This window comes from Pseudomonas sp. App30, from assembly GCF_047947025.1.
Lineage (GTDB): Bacteria > Pseudomonadota > Gammaproteobacteria > Pseudomonadales > Pseudomonadaceae > Aquipseudomonas.
On the sequence record NZ_CP133165.1, the window covers coordinates 2,888,236 to 2,908,659 of the forward strand.

18 protein-coding genes are annotated in these 20,424 nt (G+C 65.7%); 7 read left to right on the top strand and 11 right to left on the bottom strand.

The window, feature by feature from the left end; genetic code table 11:
• Positions 1-46: 46 nt before the first annotated feature.
• On the bottom strand, positions 47-691 hold the full coding sequence (locus RAM80_RS13360; RefSeq protein WP_416427002.1) for a hydrolase: 645 nt from the start codon (positions 689-691) through the stop codon (positions 47-49).
• Between the two features lie 162 nt (positions 692-853).
• Between RAM80_RS13360 and RAM80_RS13365 the strand changes: the two genes are divergently transcribed.
• A complete protein-coding gene (locus RAM80_RS13365; RefSeq protein WP_416427003.1) occupies positions 854-1,747 on the top strand; it encodes a LysR family transcriptional regulator in 894 nt (297 codons plus the stop codon).
• Positions 1,748-1,836: 89 nt separating this feature from the next.
• Here the strand turns inward: RAM80_RS13365 and RAM80_RS13370 are convergent, their stop codons facing one another.
• The 7 genes from RAM80_RS13370 to RAM80_RS13400 form a co-directional block, all read right to left on the bottom strand.
• A complete protein-coding gene (locus RAM80_RS13370) occupies positions 1,837-3,144 on the bottom strand; it encodes a TolC family outer membrane protein (RefSeq protein WP_416427004.1) in 1,308 nt (435 codons plus the stop codon).
• Positions 3,144-4,403: an HlyD family type I secretion periplasmic adaptor subunit gene (locus RAM80_RS13375; RefSeq protein ID WP_416427005.1), complete on the bottom strand. Its 1,260-nt coding sequence runs from the start codon at positions 4,401-4,403 to the stop codon at positions 3,144-3,146. The genes RAM80_RS13370 and RAM80_RS13375 overlap by 1 nt, the downstream gene beginning before the upstream one ends.
• Complete coding sequence (locus RAM80_RS13380; protein ID WP_416427006.1) at positions 4,400-6,076, bottom strand: type I secretion system permease/ATPase; 1,677 nt, start codon at positions 6,074-6,076, stop codon at positions 4,400-4,402. Before RAM80_RS13380 ends, RAM80_RS13375 begins: the two co-directional genes overlap by 4 nt.
• 177 nt (positions 6,077-6,253) lie before the next feature.
• Positions 6,254-6,883, bottom strand: coding sequence for a heme acquisition protein HasA (locus tag RAM80_RS13385; protein ID WP_416427007.1), 630 nt, complete (start codon positions 6,881-6,883; stop codon positions 6,254-6,256).
• An 80-nt stretch (positions 6,884-6,963) separates the two neighbouring features.
• Positions 6,964-9,681: a TonB-dependent hemoglobin/transferrin/lactoferrin family receptor gene (locus RAM80_RS13390; protein WP_416427008.1), complete on the bottom strand. Its 2,718-nt coding sequence runs from the start codon at positions 9,679-9,681 to the stop codon at positions 6,964-6,966.
• Positions 9,682-9,787: 106 nt separating this feature from the next.
• The gene (locus tag RAM80_RS13395) at positions 9,788-9,976 is read right to left on the bottom strand and encodes a FecR/PupR family sigma factor regulator (RefSeq protein ID WP_416427009.1); all 189 of its coding nucleotides are present in this window, start codon (positions 9,974-9,976) and stop codon (positions 9,788-9,790) included.
• A gap of 77 nt (positions 9,977-10,053) precedes the next feature.
• The gene (locus RAM80_RS13400) at positions 10,054-10,548 is read right to left on the bottom strand and encodes an RNA polymerase sigma factor (RefSeq protein WP_416427010.1); all 495 of its coding nucleotides are present in this window, start codon (positions 10,546-10,548) and stop codon (positions 10,054-10,056) included.
• 210 nt (positions 10,549-10,758) lie between these two features.
• On the opposite strand from RAM80_RS13400, the gene aroQ reads away from it, so the two are divergent.
• Both aroQ and RAM80_RS13410 read left to right on the top strand, forming a co-directional pair.
• Positions 10,759-11,205: a type II 3-dehydroquinate dehydratase gene (gene aroQ / locus RAM80_RS13405; protein WP_416427011.1), complete on the top strand. Its 447-nt coding sequence runs from the start codon at positions 10,759-10,761 to the stop codon at positions 11,203-11,205.
• Between the two features lie 5 nt (positions 11,206-11,210).
• Positions 11,211-12,065, top strand: a complete 855-nt coding sequence (locus RAM80_RS13410) for a shikimate dehydrogenase (RefSeq protein ID WP_416427012.1) — start codon at positions 11,211-11,213, stop codon at positions 12,063-12,065.
• A gap of 67 nt (positions 12,066-12,132) precedes the next feature.
• Here RAM80_RS13410 and RAM80_RS13415 read toward each other — a convergent pair whose 3' ends face one another.
• Entirely contained in the window at positions 12,133-12,900 is a 768-nt protein-coding gene (locus RAM80_RS13415; RefSeq protein ID WP_416427013.1) for an IclR family transcriptional regulator domain-containing protein, read from the bottom strand.
• Positions 12,901-13,050: 150 nt separating this feature from the next.
• Here RAM80_RS13415 and RAM80_RS13420 point away from each other — a divergent pair, with 150 nt between their 5' ends.
• Genes RAM80_RS13420 through RAM80_RS13435 form a run of 4 tightly spaced genes read left to right on the top strand, consistent with a single transcriptional unit; the run spans position 13,051 to position 17,653 of the window.
• Positions 13,051-13,860, top strand: a complete 810-nt coding sequence (locus tag RAM80_RS13420; RefSeq protein WP_416427014.1) for a shikimate dehydrogenase family protein — start codon at positions 13,051-13,053, stop codon at positions 13,858-13,860.
• A gap of 10 nt (positions 13,861-13,870) precedes the next feature.
• Positions 13,871-15,592 carry an FAD-dependent oxidoreductase gene (locus tag RAM80_RS13425; protein WP_416427015.1) on the top strand — a complete coding sequence of 574 codons (1,722 nt, stop codon included), beginning with the start codon at positions 13,871-13,873 and terminating at the stop codon, positions 15,590-15,592.
• A gap of 2 nt (positions 15,593-15,594) precedes the next feature.
• Positions 15,595-15,915, top strand: coding sequence for an NIPSNAP family protein (locus RAM80_RS13430; protein ID WP_416427016.1), 321 nt, complete (start codon positions 15,595-15,597; stop codon positions 15,913-15,915).
• A gap of 10 nt (positions 15,916-15,925) precedes the next feature.
• Entirely contained in the window at positions 15,926-17,653 is a 1,728-nt protein-coding gene (locus RAM80_RS13435) for an FAD-dependent oxidoreductase (RefSeq protein ID WP_416427017.1), read from the top strand.
• Here RAM80_RS13435 and RAM80_RS13440 read toward each other — a convergent pair.
• A complete protein-coding gene (locus RAM80_RS13440) occupies positions 17,580-18,251 on the bottom strand; it encodes a TetR/AcrR family transcriptional regulator (RefSeq protein WP_416427018.1) in 672 nt (223 codons plus the stop codon). The two genes, RAM80_RS13435 and RAM80_RS13440, sit on opposite strands and share 74 nt — an antisense overlap.
• Before the next feature lie 111 nt (positions 18,252-18,362).
• The gene (quiC, locus tag RAM80_RS13445) at positions 18,363-20,273 is read right to left on the bottom strand and encodes a 3-dehydroshikimate dehydratase QuiC (protein WP_416427019.1); all 1,911 of its coding nucleotides are present in this window, start codon (positions 20,271-20,273) and stop codon (positions 18,363-18,365) included.
• Between the last annotated feature and the right edge of the window lie 151 nt (positions 20,274-20,424).

A 20,424-nucleotide genomic window follows, 5' to 3' on the forward strand; every position in this document is an offset into this window, starting at 1 on the left:
AAATGCGGGAAAGCGAACCGGGACCTTGCGGCCCCGGGCGCTGAGCTTAGTTGACCTGGCGTTGTGGGGCCTTGTGCACCATGGTGTAGGCGTAATCCACGCCCATGCCGTAGGCGCCGCTGTGCTCGCGCACCAGGCCCATGACCGCGTCGTAGGTGTCCTTGTGCGCCCAGTCGCGCTGGAACTCGAGCAGCACTTGCTGCCAGGTCACCGGTACCGCGCCAGCCTGGATCATGCGCTGCACCGACATGTCGTGGGCTTCCTGGGTGGTGCCGCCGCTGGCGTCGGTGACGATGTACACCTCATAGCCTTCGGCCATGGCTTCCAGCGCCGGGAAGGTCAGGCACACTTCGGTCCACAGCGCGGCAATGATCAGCTTCTTGCGGCCTGTGGCCTTGACCGCTTCCACGAACTTGGCGTCTTCCCAGCTGTTCATCGACGTGCGCTCGATTGGCTTCTGGCCAGGGTTCACACCCAGCAGTTCCGGCCAGATGAAGCCGCTGAAGCTTTCAGTTTCAACCGAGGTGTAGATGGTCGGCACGTTGAAGATCTTGGCCGCCTTGGCCAGGCCCACGGTGTTGTTCTTCAGGGTCTGGCGGTCGATGGACTGCACGCCGAAGGCCATTTGCGGCTGGTGGTCGATCAGGATCAGGGCGGCGTTGGTTGGGTTCAGCAGTTCGCGGATGGACATGGTGTATTCCTTTTCTGATGTCGATAATCGGGTTTGAGTTGGCTGACGCTGTTCCCTTCGTTGGGCGCTGTGTGCGTCTGGCTTGGTGCTAATGTAGGCGCGTGCAATATCCGAGACAATTCCCTAAAATCGAGAATCATTGATTCCATTTTGGGGACACCGATGGACCGTATCGACGCCATGCGCGCGTTTGTCACCACCGTCAACGAGAACGGCTTCGCTGCAGCCGCCCGCGCGATGGACGTGCCGCGCTCGAAAATCAGCAAGCAGATCCAAGCCCTGGAGGAAGACCTGGGCGTGCAATTGCTGCAGCGCACCACCCGCAGCCTGCACATGACCGAGGCCGGCGCCGAGTACTACGAGGCGGTGCGCGAGGTGCTGGCATCGGTGGATGAAGCCGAGCAGCGCGCGCGCAGCGGCCTGGGCGAGGCCCGCGGGGTGCTGCGGGTGAACGCGCCCATGTCGTTCGGCCTGCGCAAGCTGGGGCCGCTGATTCCGCTGTTCCATGAGCAGCACCCGCAGATCGAGCTGCAGTTGGTGCTCAGCGACCAGCAGGTGGACCCGGTGCGCGGTGGCTTCGACGTGACCATCCGTATCGCCAGCCTGGGCGATTCGAGCATGGTGGCCAAGCAACTGGCGCCGGCGCCGCGGGTGCTGGTGGCCTCACCCGCCTACCTGGAGCGCCACGGCACGCCGCAGGAACCACGCGACCTCACCAACCACCAGTGCCTGAACTATGGCTACCTGCAAAGCGGCGTCAGCCTGCAGTTGAGCAACGGCCGCGAGACCCAGCGCGTGCACGTCACCGGCCCGCTGCACGCCAACAACGGCGACCTGCTGGCCACCGCTGCCGAGGGCGGTATGGGCATTGCCCTGCTGCCTTCGTTCATCGTCGAGGAAGCGCTGGCGGCAGGCCGCCTGGTGGCCGTGATGTGCGAGTGGCAGGCGCCAGCCATCAGCATCAACGCCGTGTACCCCACGGCGCGGCGCGTGCCGCAGAAGACCCGCGCATTCATCGAGTTCATGGTGGCGCACCTGGCCCCCACAACCCCGTAGCAGCAACTGTCTTGTGGGAGCTGGCTTGCCAGCGAGCTTTTATGGCCCCAACAGCTCGCTGGCAAGCCAGCTCCCACAAGAACCCGGGCTTACTCGCGAAAATGGCTGGCCACCTGGCGCATGTCGTCTTCGCCCAGCACCCCGGCGGCAGCCTTCAGCTCTACCGATGCCAGCAACCAGCCGTGCTGCGCCTCGTGCAGTTCCAGGCGGGCGCGGTACAGCTGCTGCTCGGCGTCCAGCACGTCGAGGTTGATGCGCTCGCCGCCCTGCTGGCTGCGCCACGTGGCATGCAACTGGGCCTCGGCGCTGGCGGCGGCCAGGCGGTAGGCACGCACCCGCGCGGCGCCGCTGCGGGTGGCGTTGTAGTGGCGGCGCAGGTTGTTGAAGGTGGCCAGGGCCTGGCCGTCCAGTTCGTGCTGGGCCTGGGCCAGGCGGCTGGCGGCCTGGCGCGTGGCGGCGCTCACCCCGCCGCCGGCGAACAGCGGCACGTTCAGTTGCAGGCCAACGGTGTTGGTGTCGAACGCCTGTTGATAACTGCTTTCCGAATCCGACTGCGACTGGCGGTTGCTGGCAAACAGGCTCAGCTTGGGCAGGTGGCCGGCGCGCTGGCGTTGCACCTCCTGCTCGGCAACGTCCAGGCCGCGCCGGCGCGCCAGCAGTTCGGGGTTGCGGCTGCTCGCCAGCTGCCGCCAGGCCTCGAACGCCGCTGGCTGCAACGCGGGCAGCTGGATGTGCTCCGCCAACGGCTGCAACTGCGTCGGCGCCTGCCCCAGCAGCGCCTGCAATTCGCGCGCGGCAACGTCCTGGGCATCCAGCGCCTCAAGCTCCTCGGCCACGGCCAGGTTCAACCGCGCCTCGGTCTCCAGCACGTCGGTGCGGGTGCCCGCGCCGTCCTCGAACAGGCTGCGGTTCAGCGCCAGCCGCTCACCCAGGGCGTGCTTGCGCTCGCGGCTCAGCTGCGTGCGCCGCGCCGCCAGCAGCGCGTTGCTGTACAGGCGCACCACCCGCACCCGCAGCGCCTGCTGCTGGCCCTGCCACTGGGCCTGGGCCTGATGCGCCTGGGCATCGCCTTGGCGCCAGCGCGCAAGGGCGTCGAAATCCAGCAGTGGCTGTTGCAGGCTGAGGGTGGCGGCGTGGCTGCGGTAGTCACGGTCCTGGCGTTGGCTGCCCTGGCTGACCTGCGACTGGTTGCGCGAGTGGCTGTAGCCCCAGCTCAACGTCGGCAACAGCGCGGCGCGGCCGATGGCCCGCTGTTCGAGCCCGGCCTCCCGCGCCGCGCCTGCCGCCTGCCAGGCCGGGTCGTTGCGCCGGGCCAGTTCGTAGGCGTCCAGCAGGCCCAGGGCCTGGGCGTTGCCGGCGAAGGTCAGCGAAGCGAGAAGCAGCAGTACAGGTTTCATCACTCCTCCACCAACGCGAGGTGGCTGCGGTCGCGCAGCGGCTTGAGCAGGTAATTGAGCAGCGAGCGCTCGCCGGTGCGGACGAAGGCCTGCACCGGCATGCCCGGTTGCAGGGTCAGCCCGGCCAACTGCTGGGCGCCGGTGACTTCGGCGCGCAGCAGGTAGTAAGGCTCGCCGTTGCGCTCATCCTGCTGGCGGTCGGCGCCCACCAGGGTCACCCGCCCGGCCACCCGCGGCGTAGTGCTTTGGTTGAACGCCGGGAACAGCAGCTCCACCGGCAGGCCCGGGCGTACCTTGTCGACCATGTCCACCGGCAGCCGCGCCTCCACCTGCAACGGCTTGCCGGCCGGTACGATCTCCAGCAGCACCTGCCCGGGCGCCACCACTTCGCCCAGGGTGCTCACCTGCAAACCGCTGACGCGCCCGGCCACCGGCGCTTTCAAAGTGCTGGCGGCCAGTTCCTGCTCGGCCACGGCCAGGCGATGGCGCAGCTCTTCAGCCTGTTGGCGGGTGTCGGCCAGCTGGCTGCCGGCATCACGGCGAAACGCCTGGGTCAGGTGCTGCAGGCGCAGGCGCTGCTCGTCGACCTGCCGCTGCAACAGCCCCGCCCGGCCCTCGTCGACGCTGATGACAGCGGTCAGCTGCGCCAACTGGCGCTCGTCGGCCAGCACCCGGTGGCGGCTGACGAGCCCTTCGGCGCCCAGGCGGCGCAGGCTGGCGAGTTGGGTTTGCAGGCTGGCTTGCTGGGCACGCAGGCTGTGCAAGGACGCCTTGAGGCCGTGCAACTGTGCCTCACTGCCCTGGATGGCGGCCTGCATGGCCGCGCGCTCGCTGTTCAGGCTGGCGGCGCGGCTGGCGTGAATCTGGCCCTGTAGCGCTATGGCGTCCGGGCCTGAAGCCTGTGGGAACACTGGCATTGTTTCCTGCTGTTCGGCCACCAGGCGCGCGGCTTGCGCCTCGGCGGCCTGCCATTGACTGCGCAGGCTGCGCACCTGGCTGTGCAGCAGCGGCTGGCGCAGGCGCAGCAACGGCTGCCCCGCGGCCACAGACTCGCCGTCGCTGACCAGGATACTTTCCAGCACCCCGCCGCTGGCATGTTGCACGGTCTGGCGCTGGCCCACCACGGTGAGGTGCCCGGCCACTGCCACGCCCTGGTCCAGCGGCGCCCACATGGCCCAGGCGAAAAAGCCGCCCACGCCCAGCAGCAACACCGTCCAGCCCAGGCGCGCCGCTGCGCGATCATCCTTGAGGCTGCTCATGCCGCCACTCCCTGCTCGGCCAGCACCGTGGCGGCAGGGCCGAAGCGGTGCAGGTGGCCCTCGCGCAGGATCAGCAGGTGGTCGACGCGCCTGAGCACGTTGGCACGATGAGTCATCAGGATCACCGTGCGCTGCAGCGCCTTCAGGCGGTCGATGGCCGCCAGCAATGCCCGCTCGCCCGCCTCGTCGAGGTTGGCGTTGGGCTCGTCCAGCACGATCAGCGCCGGCAGCCCGTACAGCGCCCGCGCCAGGGCGATGCGTTGCTTCTGCCCACCGGACAAGCCGGCGCCGCCCTCGCCCAGGCGGGTGTCGTAGCCTTGGGGCCATTGCAACACCAGCTCGTGCACGCCGGCCAGGGCGGCGGCGGCCAGCACCTTGTCGGCGTTGGCCGGGCCGAAGCGGGCGATGTTTTGCGCCACGGTGCCGGCAAACAGCTGGATGTCCTGCGGCAGGTAGCCAATCTGCGGCCCCAGTTGCCGCAGCGGCCAGTGGCCCAGCTCGGCGCTGTCCAGCCGCACCTGGCCGGCCATGGGCTGCCATACCCCCACCAACACCCGCGCCAGGGTCGACTTGCCGCTGCCCGACGGCCCGATCACCCCCAGCACGCTACCCGCCGGCAGGCTAAGCGCCAGCCCGTGCAACGTCGGCGCGCTGCAACCGGGTGGGCCGGCGTCAACGCCTTGCAACGCCAGCGCGCCCTTGGGCGCCGGCAAGCGCTGCGGGTCGGCTGCCGGCGGGTGCTCCCGGAGCAACTGCACCAGGCGCTGGCAGGCATCCCGGGCCGGCCCCCATTGCTTCCAGGCGCCGATCAACTGGTCGATGGGGCCCAGCACCCGCCCCATCAGGATCGACCCGGCAATCATCATCCCCGGGCTGATCTGCTGCTGCACCGCCAGCCACGCCCCCAGCCCCAGCACCAGCGATTGCAGCGCCAGGCGGATGCCCTTGGCCCAGGCGCCCACCGCCGCCGAGCGCTCGCTGGCCAGCCCATACAAGGTCAGGAAACCCTGTTGCTGCACCTGCCAACGGCCACGCAGGGCATCAAGCATGCCCATGGCCTGCACCGCCTCGGCATTAACCAGGTGCGCCGTGGCCTGCTGCGTAGCCGCCTGGGCCAACAGCCCTGCACGCGCCTGGAGGCCACCGCACAGGCGCTCGTTAAGCCACGCCAGCAGCACCAGCACCACCGCGCCGCCCAGCGCCAGCCCACCCAACGCCGGGTGAAACACGAACAGCACCCACAGGAACAGCGGAAACCACGGCGCATCGAACAGCGCGAACAGCGCCGTACCGCTGGCGAACTGCCGCAGGCACGCCAAATCCGCCAACGCCTGCCCCGCCGCGCCATGGCCGCTGCGCAACTGCGCGGCGTGGGCGGCATCGTGCACCCGCGCCTGCAAGCCCTGCTCCAGCTGCGCGCCCAGGCGAATCACCAGCACCCCGCGCAGCCAGTCCAGCGTGCACATCAGCGCCAGCAGCCCCAGCACCATCAGGGTCAGCATCAGCAGGGTCATTTCGTTGCCCGAGGCCAGCACCCGGTCATACACCTGCAGCATGTACAAGGCCGGGGCCAGCATCAGCAGGTTGATCGCCGCGGAAAACACGCCAATGTCCACCAGCGAACGCCGGGCAGCCGCCAGCGCACTGCGCAATTCATTGCCAGAGCGGTGCATTCAGAGGGTTCCTTGCAAGATATCCACAGAAGCCCGCCGAGCGGCGTTGACGGCACGCCCGGCGTTCCCCACAATTCAAGAGCGCCATGACCCTGGCCTAGAGAACTCGGGTCACAGCGCTGTGTCAGCGGAGCGGGTGGGAGAGCAATCTTCCACTCGCTTTTTTACGCCTGCGGTTTAGGCGGCGAAGGCCCAGTCCCACCAGGATTGCTCGGCGTTCGCCACGACCAGGTTCGGCAGGGCGACAGGTGCAGCTACCGGTGCCGCGGCAGCTACCTGGTCAAAGGTGGCGGCGGTGGACAGGTTGTACTCCGAGAGCAGTTTGTTGAGGGTTGCCTCCAGCGGGTCGGCGTTGCCGTTCATGAGGCCGTAGACGACTTCGTGGACGGGGTTGCCGGCGCGACCTGCGCCTTCCGGGGCGGAGAGGTCGAGGCCGTTGAAGGAGACGTTGTTTTTAGCGAGGGAAAAATCGGTACCTTTGCCACCGGTGAGATCCCGACCCAGTTCGACGTTGTCCAACTTGCCCCACAGGTAGTGATTCAGGTTGGGATCAGATACGCCGAACAACTTGAACACATAGTTCAACCCGCTGGCGGTATCACTTTCGGCAATAACTGCATAGTCAGAGACTTTACTTGGCGTCGCATATTGCTCCCCGGTGAACGAAGGGAGCATACCTGCGGTGTTGAAGCCACCGGTAGCCCCAGCACCGTGCCCTGCTGTCACAAACCCAGTTTCCCAGGTTTGCAGGTAATCGCTGATTTTGGTAGCACCCAACTCAGCCTTATAGCTAACAGAAACGCTCATAAACACACCTCTCAATATCGACGGATACAGCCGCCACTTTCTGCCCTGAAGCGGGCAAACCTTTTACCTCATCAAATTCTTTAGAAGCTGTACTGTAAAGTTCCAGTCAGGGTTCGCCCACGCGCGATTGCAAGATTCTCGAAATCAGCTTTTGGCACAAAGTAAGCCTCATCCGTTGCATTTTCCAACGCAAGAAAAGCGCTGAGCTTTTTTGTCACGGCGTAACTTCCGTATAGATCATAGGCAATGTAGGAAGGCCAAGCTGCCAAATCCCAACGCTGGCGATTCGCGCCTTTATCCAGGTCTTTGCCGTAACCTGCGCTGTATCTTGCACGGAGCCCGACATCAAGCTTTTTTTCAAAGAACCGGGCACCCAGCGTCACTGAGCCCTTATCTGCCGGTGTATACGTTGCATTACCAACGATAAAGTTACACCTAACTTCCTTATTTGCTTCAGCGTCATTTAAGAATAGGTATTTTTCACTATGAGGCGCACTGATCGCCTTCGTCGCACCGCCCATGAAATGCGAGGGACCACAGAAAGTGTTTTGCCCAATCAATCTTGTGTAAGTAAAATTAGCATAAACCCGTTCAAGATCGTAATCAAGCTGATACTCAACCCCACGATAGCGCACTTGTTTCTGATTGTTTACGTTAGCGAGATTTGCAAATCGACCATACGGATCAGTTCTTGGAGGAATCACCTCAAGCATCAAAAACATCATATTATCAATGCGAGTATCAAAATAATTCACCTTCATTGCAAAGCGATCACCTGCTACCAACATTGATCGCTTGAATATATTTAAACCCAGCTCCCAATTCGTCGAAGACTCCGGCTCAAGCGTAGGATTTGGGAATAACAGGGCGCTCCCACCACGCGAGTGAGGGCTTCCGGACATGAACATTTCGGTTACGCTAGGTGGCCGCCACCCCCGCCCCCAACTGGCATAAAGCTGCGCCCATTCGACACCAGGCTTGATGCCCAGCCCAAAATTCGGCGACCAACGCCCGCCGCTTACATCGACATTGTCACGATGCTCGACCGGACGTTTTCGGTAGTAATGAAATCCAACCGGTGGATACTCATATCGTGTGGAATGCGACTCGCCGTAAGCCCGAAATTGGTCGTAGCGAAATCCTGCATCAGCGGTCAGCCAACCACCGTATTCGTACTGCCAGCGGTTGAAAACGCTGGCCATGGCGCGATTCCCCTCGGGAGTGGCGCCAATAATCAATGGCGTAGTGTCCTGATTCTTTGCGGGCTTGAAGTCGCTTTGGGGACTGAAGTTGTCATGAAAAACCTCTCCACCCACCGTCCATCGCGATTGCCCGTGGTTGCCATGATCGAATCGCGCCACGTTCTGCAGCTGCATGCCCCACGTCGATGTACGGTATAGCGAATCAAACGGCGCAATGGCGTTACCCGAATCTTTCGATGCTTCATGCCCCTTGTTCCAACGCGCAAGCCGAGTGTCAACGAAGTAGGCCTTGGCCTGAACGTCCACCAGCGGGTTTTCTGGTTGGTAGCTGTAGTCCAGTGCATAGTTCTGGACATTCATCCTATCGCGGTTAATACGGATATATCCTGCGAATGGCTGCCCCAACAACGGCCCGGCAGTTGCACCATCCGCACTGATACGCAGGTAACTCGCTTGAATCCGCTGATCATTAGGTAGATTCAAACCAAACTTGAGCATCTGCGAACGATTGGCCCCATCCATAAAATCCACGTCCGACGCCAACCACTTGCGAAATGTCTCTTCGGATAAGTTTCGACTACCCAACTGCTCCCCCAACCGCCGATCATTATTATTCCCCGCCCGATAATCCCCGAACCGCCGCTCACTCACCCCCAGCAAGATATCCCCACGCTCATCACCAATCGCCAACACCCCGCTGCCATTGAAGTGCGTGCCGTTGCCCAACTTGCCAATCCCGTGCCCCACCCGCACGCGGCCGCCGACGTCCTTGCCGTCCTGCAGGAAATCGCTGGCCTGGAACGTGCGAAACGTCGCGATGCCGCCCAGCACGCCCGCGCCGCCCTGGCCGGCCTGGGTGCCTTTTTCGATATCGACGCCGGCCACCATCTCCGGGTCCACCAGGATCACGCCGTTGCGCTGCTGGTGGCCGCTGACGTTGAAATTCTGGCGCATGCCATCGATGTTCATGTTCACGCGGCCGTAGTCCTGGACGCCGCGGATGTTCACCGACAAGCCGGGGTCGCGCTGGTTGACGGCGGTGTAGACGCCGGTGCTTTCCTCGAGCATGTCGGCGCTGTGGCGCGGCGGGCGGTTGTCGATCATGCGGCGGCTGATGTGCGAGACGCCGCGCGGCTCGTGGTACACCCAGTCGCCAGCCTTGGCGGGGGTGTCGGCGTCGGCGCTGATGTCGATCATGTCCAGTTCCAGCGCGCCACCGTCGACGGCGCCGGGGCGCGGCACCAGGCTGAGGTGGCCGTTTTCGCCGTGGCGCAGTATCAGCGGGTGGCCGCTGATGATCTGCCCCAGCGCCGCTTGCGCGGTGTAGCTGCCCTTGAGTGCGGTGCTGCGCAGGCCGGCCAGCAGGCGGTTGTCATACAGCAGCGTGACGCCAGTAAGCTGGACGAATTGCTCGACTGCCTGCTTCAGCGGCTGTTCGGGGATGTCGAAGGCCTGGGTACGCGACTGGGCGCTGGTGCCTCGGCGCTCGTCCGCGTACGCCAGCCCTTCCCCGGCCAGCAGCGTGAACAAGCCCATGTGGATGGCAAGTGCGAGCCGGCAGGTCGCCGGGGTTGCCTTGCGGTGGGTGACAGACATTGAGTTTCCCTTGTTGGCAGTTGCTTGTGATGAGAATGAATCTCGGTAGCAAGACGCTGCAGCGGGGAAAACTCAGTAAATTAATTTGTATCAGCCCTGGCGGGCGTTAATCCAACGCACCTAATGCCGCCCAGGTCTGCCGCGCGAACGCCAAGGCTTGGGCGTGCCGCAGGTCCTGGGCCAGCCATTGGGCGAGTTCGGCCTGCTCGACCGGGCTGAGTTCACCGGCCTGCTGGCGGACCAGCCAGCGGGCGGCGGTTTCAATCAGGTGCGGGGGCAGAGGCGCTGGGTTCACGGCAAGGCTCGGTGGTAGGCGAAGCCCTGACTATGCCACTGTCGCCCTACATTTGTCGTAGGGCATTTCCCACAGTCCTACTGCAAACGCTGCATGATCATGGCGAGTCCTTTTGCCAGATGCTTCTGCACGCAGCTGTCGGAAATTTCCATCCTGCAGGCAACCTCGGTGTGGGTCAGGCCTTCCAGGCGGTTCAGTTGCAGCACCTCGCGGGTGCGCGGCGGCAGGGCTTCAATGGCGTCGCGCAGGGCCTGGCGCTGCTGCTCGAACATGGCGCGGATTTCCACGCAGGCGTCGGGCGCCTCCAGGGTGGCGATCAGCTCGGGCGTCAGCGGCTGGGTGTTGCGCCGTTGCTGCTGGCGCAGGTGGTCCACCAGCAGGTTGCGGGCGGTGCGGTACAGGTAGGCCGGCGCTGGGCACGGCTTGCCCTGGCAGTGTTGCTCCACCAGGCGCAGGTAGGCGTCCTGCACCAGGTCGGCCGCCAATTGCGGGTCGCCCAGGCGCTGGGTGAGGTAGCCGCGCAGGGCCCGGGCATGGCCGAGATAGAGGCCCGAGAGTTCCGTATCCGACAACAACCGATTCCCTGGAAAGTGACGCATGAGGGCGGCATCTTAGGGCGTATCGCAAATGAGGATCAAACGTAACGCCATGTTGAATTGTGTCGGTTTGTCTGACGAGACATTCTCGGGCACAAATTAATTTGACCAAATTAACTGGTTAGTACAATTTATAGGCACCCTGCTTCACCGTCTCACACCAAAAATAACAAGGGAGAGTCCCCCATGAGCCGTACCGTACTGGTGCTCAACGGCCCTAACCTCAATATGCTCGGCACCCGCGAGCCCGCCACCTATGGCCGCGAAACCCTGGCCGACGTCTCTGCCCTGTGTGCCCGCACTGCCCAGGAGCGCGACCTTGTGGTCGAATTCCGCCAGAGCAACCATGAAGGCGAAGCCATCGACTGGATTCACCAGGCCCGCGGCCGCTGCGCAGCGATCGTGATCAACCCGGGTGCCTGGACCCACACCTCCATTGCCATTCGCGATGCCCTGACCGCCAGCGAGCTGCCGGTGATCGAAGTGCACATCAGCAACGTGCACGCACGCGAATCGTTCCGCCACCACAGCTACATCTCCGGCATGGCCGTGGCGGTGCTGTGTGGCTTTGGCACCCATGGCTATCGGTTGGCGCTTGAACACGTCGGCCACCTGTTGAACAACAAGGGTTAACTCGCATGTCCCAGAACAAGAAAACCAGCGTACTGGCCGGCCTGATTGGCGCTGGCATCCAGGCCTCGCGCACCCCTGCCCTGCACGAGCGCGAAGGCGCCGCCCAGGACATCGGCTACCTGTACCGCCTGATCGACCTGGACCAACTGAAGCTCGACACCAGCCACCTGGAAGAACTGCTGACCGCCGCCCAGCGCATGGCCTACACCGGCCTGAACATCACCTTCCCGTGCAAGCAGGCGATCATTCCGCTGCTCGATGACCTGTCGCCCGAGGCCCGTGGCATCGGCGCGGTGAACACCGTGGTGCTCAAGGACGGCAAGCGCGTCGGCCACAACACCGACTGCCTGGGCTTCGCCGAAGGCTTCCGCCGTGGCATGGACGGCGCCGCACGCGAACGCGTGGTGCAGATGGGTGCCGGTGGCGCCGGTGCGGCCGTGGCCCACGCGCTGCTGATCGAGGGCGTGCAGCAGCTGACCATCTTCGACGTGGACGCCAGCCGCGCCCAGGACCTGGCCGACAACCTCAACCAGCACTTCCCGGGCAACCGCGCCCGTGCCGGCAGCGACCTGGCCGCCGCCATGAACGAGGCCGACGGCATGGTCAACACCACGCCCATGGGCATGGCCAAGCTGCCGGGCATGCCGGTGCCGGCCGAGCTGCTGCGCAAGGACCTGTGGGTAGCCGAGATCGTCTACTTCCCGCTGGAAACCGAGCTGCTGCGCACCGCCCGTGCCCTGGGCGCGCGCACCCTGGACGGCGGCACCATGGCGGTGTTCCAGGCGGTGAAGGCGTTCGAGCTGTTCAGCGGCATCGTGCCGGATGCCGATCGCATGACGGCGCATTTCAACAGCATGTAAGCCCCTGACGCGGCCTGCGGCCGCTGCTACGAAATCCCGTAGCAGCGGCCGTAGGCCGCGTCCAGCCTCACAACACCGGCCGCAGCAGCGCCTGGGCCTCGTACAGCGCCGGCAGGTAGCGCTGCTGCATGGCCTGGGTGCTCAGCCGGGCCACCTGGGTAGTGATCGACAGGCTCGCCTTCAGCTCCCCCTTGCGGTCGCGCAGCGGCACGCTCAGCACCGCCATCCCCACCTCGTACTCCTGGTCCACGCAGCAGAAACCCTGCTCGCGCACCCGCGCCAACTCTTCCTGCAAGGCCGCGACACTGGTCCGGGTGTAGGGCGTCAGCGCGCGCAATTCCACGCTGTCCAGGTAGGCTTGCAGCTCGTCGGGCTCCAGTGTCGCCAGCCACACCCGGCCACTGGCCGTGCAATACAGCGGCAGGCGCGAGCCCGGCCGGATCGACAGCGACGACACATGGCTGTAGCGGCTGCGCACCACGTGGATGATGTCATCACCGTCGCGCACGCCCACCGACACGTGTTCCTGGGTAGTACGCGCGACCTGCTCGACGATGGGCCGCAGCATGCGTGGCAGCTGCGCCGAATCGACGTAGGCCTGGCCGATGCGCAAGGCCTTGGCAGTCAGCCAGTAGTGACGGCCATCGGTTTCGACGAAGCGCTCGTGCACCAACGTCAGCAGGAAGCGCCGCGTTGCACTCTGGGTCAGCCCCGACAGGCTGGCCGCCAGCGGCACGGTCAGGCGCGGATGGTCTTCGCTGAACAGCTGCATCAAGGCCAGGCCCTTCTGCAGCCCGGCGATCAGGTCACGGTCATGAATGGTCGGTTGCTTCATCACGGCCCCGGCAGGAATTATCGATCGATAGTGCGATTATCGCAGTACCCCCGCGATTAACAACTGAAACCGCGTTCTGCCGCGTTGTCGCCCTCTGCCGCCCGCCGCACCATGGCCTGACAACAACAGGCAACGGTCCAGGAGATCGACATGATTCGCGGCTCGACGCAGCTGGTGGCCATTCTCGGCACGCCCATCGCCCAGGTTAAATCCCCGGAAAACTTCAACCGCTGGTTCGCCGACAACGACCGCGACATCGCCATGCTGCCGGTGGACATGGGCGCCGACGCGCTGCCAGCGTTCATCCACACCCTGCGCGGCTGGCACAACCTGCGCGGTTGCGTGGTGACGGTGCCGTACAAGCAGGCCGTGGCACCGCTGCTGGACGCCCTGACCGAACGCGCCGCCGCGCTGGGCATGGCCAATGTGATCCGCCGTGAAGCCGATGGCCGGCTGGTGGGCGACCACCTGGACGGCACCGGTTTCCTCAAGGCCGCCGCCGCCCACGGCTTCCAGGCCGCCGGCAAGCGCGCGCTGGTGGTGGGCGCCGGTGGCGTCGGTGCGGCCATTGCCTATGCACTGGCCGAAGCCGGCCTGGCGCAGCTGGTGATCGCCGACGTGCGTGCCGCCCAAGTTGACGTACTGCGCGGGATCCTGCTCAAGGCCTTTCCGCGCCTGGACGTGCAAGCCACCTACACTGACCTGAGCGCCTTCGACCTGGTGGTCAACGCCACCCCGGTCGGCATGGGCGACACCGGGCAGATGGCGCTCCCCGCCGAACAGCTGGCCACCTTGCCCAGCGCCGCGCTGGTGGCCGACGTGGTGACATCGCCGCAGATCACCCCGCTGCTGGCCCAGGCCCGCGCCCAGGGCTGCCGCATCCAGACCGGCCCGGAAATGGCCCGCGCGCAGATGGGCAACCTCGGCGCCTTCATGGGCGTGACGCCCGAAGACGCCTGAGGAACCCGCCATGAACGCAGCTGTACAACCCTGGACCCACGCCTTCGACCTGGTGGTGCTGGGCAGTGGTGCCGCCGGTTTCGCCGCCGCCACCACTGCCGCCTGCCGTGGCCTGAGCGTGCTGCTGGTGGAAAAGGCCGAGACCTTCGGCGGCACCTCGGCGATCTCCGGCGGCGCGGTGTGGGTGCACGGCACCGACCAGGCCCGCGCCGCCGGCGTGCAGGACAACGCCGAGGCAGTGCGCACCTACCTCAAACGCACCATCGGCCCCGGCTACCGCGCCGAACTGATCGAGGCCTACATCGAACGCGGCGCCGAAGCCCTGCGCTATCTGGAACAGCACAGCGAACTGCAATACGCCCTGCGACCGTTCTCGCCCGATTACTACCCCGACGAGCCGGGCGCCACCGACACCGGCCGGGCCCTGGAGATGGTGGAATACGATGGCCGCCGCCTAGGCCCGGCGTTCAAGCACCTGCGCAAGCCCACGCCAGGCATGCTGCTGTTCGGCGGCATGATGGTCAACCGCGTGGACATCCAGCACTTCCTGAGTTTCCGCCGCTCGCCGCGCTCGCTGTGGCATTGCTTGAAACTGATGGCGCGCTACGGCCGCGACCGCCTCAGCCATGACCGTGGCACCCGGCTTACCGTGGGCAACGCGCTGATCGCGCGGCTGGCCACCACGGCCTTCGACAAGGGCGTGCAACTGTGGCTCAAGGCCCAGGCCACCCAGCTGGTGACCAACGATGGCGCGGTGACTGGCCTGGTGATTCGCCACAACGGCCAGGACCTGCGGGTGCAGGCCCGTGCCGGCGTGGTGTGCGCGGCGGGTGGCTTTGCCGCGGCCGCCGACGCCGGCCAGCGCCGCCCTGCCACCGGCCCCGGGCACCTGACCATGTCGCCCGCTGGCAACAGCGGCGACAGCCAGGCCCTGGCCACTGCCGTGGGCGCCCGCCTGGGCGAAGGCCTGGCGGCGGACTTCTTCTGGGCGCCGGTGTCGCAGCTGCGCCGCGCCAATGGCGAGACCGAGCGCTTCCCGCACCTGGTCACCGACCGTGCCAAGCCCGGCATCATCGCCGTGAACCGCCACGGGCTGCGCTTCGTCAACGAGGCGAATTCGTACCACAGCTTCGTCCAGGCCATGCAGCAGGACGGCAACGCGCCGTGCTGGCTGATCGCCGATGCCCAGGCCCTGAACGCCTACGGCATGGGCCTGGCACGGCCGCGGCCTGTGGATAACAGCGCCTTGATCGACGCCGGCTACCTGCACCGCGCCGACAGTGCCGAACAGCTGGCACGGCAGATCGGCATCGACCCCGCCGGGCTCGCCGCCACCCTGCGCCAGCACAACGCCGACGCCGTGACCGGCACAGACACTGCGTTCGCCAAGGGCGGCAACAGTTACAACCGTTCCCTGGGCGACCCGCACCACGGGCCCAACCCGTGCCTGGCACCGCTGACCCGCGCGCCCTGGTACGCCATCCGCGTGGAGACCGGCGACCTGGGCTCGGCGCGCGGGCTGGTCACTGACGCCAACGCCAACGTCCTCGACCGCCAGGGCCAGCCCATCGCCGGGCTGTACGCCGCCGGCAATGACATGAACTCGATCATGGACGGCACCTACCCCGGCCCCGGCATCACCATCGGCCCGGGCCTGACCTTCGGCTACATCGCCGCTACCCACGCCGCCGCGCGCCTGCGCGCCGGCCACACTACCCCACTCGAGGCTTGATCATGTTCTACGAACTGCGCACCTACACCCTCAAACCCACCAAGCTGACCGACTGGCTGGCGCTGTACCAGAGCGATGCGCTGGCGGTGCAGACCGAGCACCTGGGCCAATTGGTGGGGTTCTTCACCACCGAAATCGGCGACGTAAACCAGGTGGTGCACATCTGGGCCTGGGAAAGCCTGGACGACCGCATGGCCCGCCGCACCGCCATGGCCGCCGACAGCCGCTGGATGGAGTTCAGCCGCAAGAACAAGGAGCTGGACGCGGTGGTGAAGCTGGAGTCGCGGATGATGCGGCCGACCGCGTTCTCGCCGCTTAAATAAAGGGCCTGCCATGAACGCCTCCGACAATTTTGACTGCGACGTACTGGTCATCGGCTCGGGGGCCGCGGGCCTTGCCGCTGCCGTGACCGCCGCCCATGCCGGGCTCAAGGTGATCGTCGCCGAGAAGCACCATCAACTGGGCGGTACCAGCGCCTGGTCCGGCGGCTGGTTGTGGATACCGGGCAACCCGCTGGCCGTGGCCGACGGCCAGGTGGAAGCGCCCGGCGCGGTGGAAACCTACCTGCGCCAGCAATTGCATACCGAGGTGCTGGACGAGCGTCTTCAAGCCTACCTGCGCCATGGGCCGGCGATGGTCGACTTCTTTCAGCGCCACACCCAGGTGCAGTTCTATTCCGGCAGCCGCATGCCCGACATGCACGCCGGCCCCGGCGCTGCCAGTGGCGGGCGCTCGCTGTGCGCGCAGCCCTTCGATGGCCGGCTGCTGGGCGATTGCTTGCCCAGGCTGCGGCCGCCGCTGGGGCTGATCAGCCTGGGCGGCATGGGCATCGCCGGTGGCGCTGACCTGGCGCATTTCTTCAACGCCACGCGCTCGCTGCGCTCGGCCGTCTACGTAGCGGGCCGCTTGCTGCGGCATTGGCGCGACCGCCTGCTGCATGGCCGCGGCCTGCACCTGGTAAACGGCAACGCGCTGGTGGCGCGGCTGCTGCGCAGTGCCCTGGACCTGGGGGTGGAGCTGCGCACCGAAGCGCCCGCGCTCAGCCTGCTATACGACGGTGCGCGGGTAGTGGGTGCGCAGTTGCCCAACGGCCAGTTGCGCGCGCGGCGTGGCGTGGTGCTGGCGGCGGGCGGCTTCGCCCATGACGCCGGGCGCATCGCGGCGACGTTCGGGCACGCCAACCACCTGTCGGCCGCGCCTGTGGCAAACACCGGCGACGGTCTGCGCCTGGGCGAACAGGCGGGCGGCGCAGCCCCGCCGCTGGCCCACGCGGCGGCCTGGGCACCGGTGTCGAAAACCGCCAACGGCGCCTTTCCACACCTACTGGACCGCGCCAAGCCCGGCTTCATCGCAGTGCTCGACAACGGCCAGCGCTTCACCAACGAGGCCGATTCCTACCACGACTTCATGCAGGCGCTGTTCGCTCACGCGCCCCACCCGCGCGCGCCACACTGCTGGCTGATCTGCGACCACAAGGCCCAGCGCCGCTACGGCCTGGGCGCGGCGCGGCCGTTCCCGTTCCTCAATCTTCGGCTACGACGCGAAGGGTACCTGCTCAAGGGCCGCACCCTGGCCGAACTGGCCGGGCGCTGTGGCATCGACGCGCAGCAACTGCAGCGCACTGTGGATAACTTCAACGCCGGCGCCCGGGACGGCCGCGACCCTGCCTTCGGGCGCGGCGCGTCGGCCTACAACCGCGCCCAGGGCGAAGCGCTGCACGGCCCCAACCCGTCGCTGGGCGAGCTGGCCCGTGGGCCGTTTTATGCGGTAAAGCTGGAACCCGGCAGCCTGGGCACGTTCACGGGCCTGGCCACCGACGCCCGTGCCCGCGTGCTGGGTGCACAAGGGCAGGTCATCGAAGGGCTCTATGCGGTGGGCAACGACATGTCCAGCATCATGGGCGGCCATTACCCCAGTGGCGGCATCACCCTGGGGCCGGCGCTGACCTTCGGCCACATCGCCGGCCTGGACCTGGCCCGGCCGGAGGTCAGGGTTGCAGGTAACGCAGCACCGTCTCCACGATCATCTCGCGATGACGCACCTTGTGCGCTTCCTCGCTGAAGTCGATCTGGAAGATCTCGCCGAAGGTGTGCTTGTTGGACACGCGGTAGAAGCAGAACGAGCTGATCAGCAGGTGCACGTCCAGCGCGGCCAGCCCCTGGCGGAACAGCCCGGCCTTGGCACCGCGTTCCAGCACTTCGTCGAGGGCATGCAGCACGGTCTTGTTCATCGCGCGAATCGCCGAGGATTGCTTGATGTACTCGCCTTTGTGCATGTTTTCGTTACAAACGATGCGGACGAAATCGACGTTGCGGTCGTGGTGGTCGAAGGTGAATTCCACCAGGCGGCGGATACCTTCCTTTGGCTCCAACTCACCCAGGTGCAGGTCCACCTCGGTGCTGCGGATGTCGCCGTAGAGTTTTTCCAGCACCTCGACGTACAACTGCTCCTTGCTGCCGAAGTAGTAGTAGATCATGCGCTTGGAGGTTTGCGTGCGCTCGGCAATGGCGTCTACCCGTGCACCCGCCAGGCCCTGCTGGACGAACTCGGCGATTGCCGCCTGGAGAATGTTCTCGCGGGTTTTCTCAGGGTTGTTCTTGCGGCTCTTGCGTGGTTGCGCTTCGGCGGTGTCCACGGAGCGTTCTGTCATTGTTGTCATTCTGGGCTCACGGCCATCGTTAAACAGCGGCAATTATGGAGCGGCCAGCGCGGCGAAGGAAGCCTGCAAGCCTTGGTATACAACCAAAGGCTTGCAGTTATCTACAAATGGTTACAGTTTGGCGTGGCGGACACCCTTGTTGCGCGCCTTGGCCATGGCCGCCAGGCGCACCGCTACGTTAGCCGCGCCATAGCCGGCATAACCATTGCGACGCTGGATGATTTCGAAGAAGAAGCGGTCTTCGAAGGGTTCGGTGTACACGTGGAACAGCTCGCCGCCGTTGGCGTCACGGTCGTAGAGCACGTTGTAGTAGGCCAGCTCGCTGAGGAATTCGTCATCGAAGTCGAAGCGCGCGGCCAGGTCGTCGTAGTAGTTCAGCGGGATGTCCAGCAGCGCCAGCCCGGCTTCCTTGGCCTTGGTGACGGCGGCGAAAATGTCGTCGCAGTCGAAGGCGATGTGGTGCACGCCCGAGCCACGGTAGGTGGACAGCGCGTGGGAAATGGCCGTGTTGCGGTTTTCCGAGATGTTCAGCGGCAGGCGGATGGAGCTGTCGCGGCTGCGGATGGCGCGGCTTTTCACCAGGCCGTAAGGGTCGGGCAGCACCACTTCGTCGTCGGCGGTGAAGTCCAGCAGGCTCTTGTAGAACAGCGTCCAGTTGTCGAGGTTGTCCGGCGGCAGCGCCATGGCCATGTGGTCGATGCGCTTGAGGCCCAGCGGGCTTGGCTTGACTTCCTGGATGCTGAAGTCGGTGTCGTAGATGGTGCGGCCCTGGTCGTCCTGGTCCACCAGGTAGATCAGGCTGCCATCGGGGGCACGCACGGCGGCCAGTTCACGCTCGTTGGGGCCTACCAGGCCACGGAACGGCTGGCCCTTGTAGGCCACGGCGCGCTCCAGCGCCTTGGCGCTGTCCTTCACGCGGATGGCGGTGGCGCACAGCGACGGGCCGTGGGACTCGAAGAAGTTGTGGGCGAACGAGTACGGCTCGGAGTTGAGGATCAGGTTGATGTCGCCCTGGCGCATCAGGCTCACGGCCTTGGACTTGTGCTGGCCGGCCTTGGCGAAGCCCAGTTGCTCCAGCCAGGTGCCCAGCTTGGCGCCCTGGGCTTCGTCCACCGCGAACTCCAGGAACTCGACGCCATCGTACTGATCGGCCTCGGGCGGCGAGAACAGGATGTCCAGGTTCGGCACCGGGGTGCTTTCCTTTTCCAGCAGCTTGCGGGTCTTCTCTTCAAGGTACAGCAGCGACCGCAGGCCGTCGGCGGCGTTGGCACGCGGCGGCGCGGCGCGGAACCCGTCGTTGAAGATTTCCAGCGACAGCGGGCCGGTGTAGCCCGACTTGATGATGGGTGCCAGGAAGCCCGGCAGGTCGAACTCGCCCTGGCCCGGGAAGCAGCGGAAGTGGCGGCTCCACTCCAGCACGTCCATGTTCAGGATCGGCGCGTCGGCCATCTGCACGAAGAAGATCTTGTCGCCCGGGATGTCGGCGATGGCCGCCGGGTCGCCCTTCAGCGACAGGGTGTGGAAGCTGTCCAGCAGCACGCCCAGGTTGGGGTGGTCGGCGGTTTTGACGATGTCCCACACCTGCTGGTAGGTGTTGACGTGCTTGCCCCAGGCCAGGGCTTCGTAGCCGATGCGCAGGTCGCGCTTGCCGGCGTGCTCGGCCAGCAGGTGCAGGTCGTCAATCAGGATCTGGCGGTCGCCCACCGAGTCGGCCGAGGCGTTGCTGCACACCAGCACCAGGTCGGTGCCCAGTTCCTGCATCAGGTCGAACTTGCGCTCGGCGCGGTCGAGGTTGCGGGCCAGGCGGTCGCGGCGGCAGCCTTCGAAATCACGGAAGGGTTGGAACAGGGTGATGGCGATGCCCAGATCGGCGCACATCTGGCGGATCTCACGGGGGCTGCCGTCGTAGTACAGGAGGTCGTTTTCGAAGATCTCGACGCCGTCGAAACCCGCCGCGGCGATGGCTTCGAGTTTTTCCGGCAGGGTACCGCTCAGGGAGACGGTGGCAATCGAACGATGCATGGTTCAGCTCCATGGGGCCGCCGACAGGGCACTTCACGGGTGCGCATCTGGGCAGCTGACCGGTGTCCGTCGCGAGCGTCAGGCGCGCCTGCAACGGGTTGAAAGAATTCTTGGAAGCTAATTTATACCGCAAATTTGACGCGTACGAACC

What these genes read in the sequence shown, in the direction of transcription:
- RAM80_RS13360 (WP_416427002.1), bottom strand. Translation starts at nt 691, where the DNA reads ATGTCCATCCGCGAACTGCTGAACCCAACCAACGCCGCCCTGATCCTG.
- RAM80_RS13365 (WP_416427003.1), top strand. Translation starts at nt 854, where the DNA reads ATGGACCGTATCGACGCCATGCGCGCGTTTGTCACCACCGTCAACGAG.
- RAM80_RS13370 (WP_416427004.1), bottom strand. Translation starts at nt 3,144, where the DNA reads ATGAAACCTGTACTGCTGCTTCTCGCTTCGCTGACCTTCGCCGGCAAC.
- RAM80_RS13375 (WP_416427005.1), bottom strand. Translation starts at nt 4,403, where the DNA reads ATGAGCAGCCTCAAGGATGATCGCGCAGCGGCGCGCCTGGGCTGGACG.
- RAM80_RS13380 (WP_416427006.1), bottom strand. Translation starts at nt 6,076, where the DNA reads ATGCACCGCTCTGGCAATGAATTGCGCAGTGCGCTGGCGGCTGCCCGG.
- RAM80_RS13385 (WP_416427007.1), bottom strand. Translation starts at nt 6,883, where the DNA reads ATGAGCGTTTCTGTTAGCTATAAGGCTGAGTTGGGTGCTACCAAAATC.
- RAM80_RS13390 (WP_416427008.1), bottom strand. Translation starts at nt 9,681, where the DNA reads ATGTCTGTCACCCACCGCAAGGCAACCCCGGCGACCTGCCGGCTCGCA.
- aroQ (WP_416427011.1), top strand. Translation starts at nt 10,759, where the DNA reads ATGAGCCGTACCGTACTGGTGCTCAACGGCCCTAACCTCAATATGCTC.
- RAM80_RS13410 (WP_416427012.1), top strand. Translation starts at nt 11,211, where the DNA reads ATGTCCCAGAACAAGAAAACCAGCGTACTGGCCGGCCTGATTGGCGCT.
- RAM80_RS13415 (WP_416427013.1), bottom strand. Translation starts at nt 12,900, where the DNA reads ATGAAGCAACCGACCATTCATGACCGTGACCTGATCGCCGGGCTGCAG.
- RAM80_RS13420 (WP_416427014.1), top strand. Translation starts at nt 13,051, where the DNA reads ATGATTCGCGGCTCGACGCAGCTGGTGGCCATTCTCGGCACGCCCATC.
- RAM80_RS13425 (WP_416427015.1), top strand. Translation starts at nt 13,871, where the DNA reads ATGAACGCAGCTGTACAACCCTGGACCCACGCCTTCGACCTGGTGGTG.
- RAM80_RS13430 (WP_416427016.1), top strand. Translation starts at nt 15,595, where the DNA reads ATGTTCTACGAACTGCGCACCTACACCCTCAAACCCACCAAGCTGACC.
- RAM80_RS13435 (WP_416427017.1), top strand. Translation starts at nt 15,926, where the DNA reads ATGAACGCCTCCGACAATTTTGACTGCGACGTACTGGTCATCGGCTCG.
- RAM80_RS13440 (WP_416427018.1), bottom strand. Translation starts at nt 18,251, where the DNA reads ATGACAACAATGACAGAACGCTCCGTGGACACCGCCGAAGCGCAACCA.
- quiC (WP_416427019.1), bottom strand. Translation starts at nt 20,273, where the DNA reads ATGCATCGTTCGATTGCCACCGTCTCCCTGAGCGGTACCCTGCCGGAA.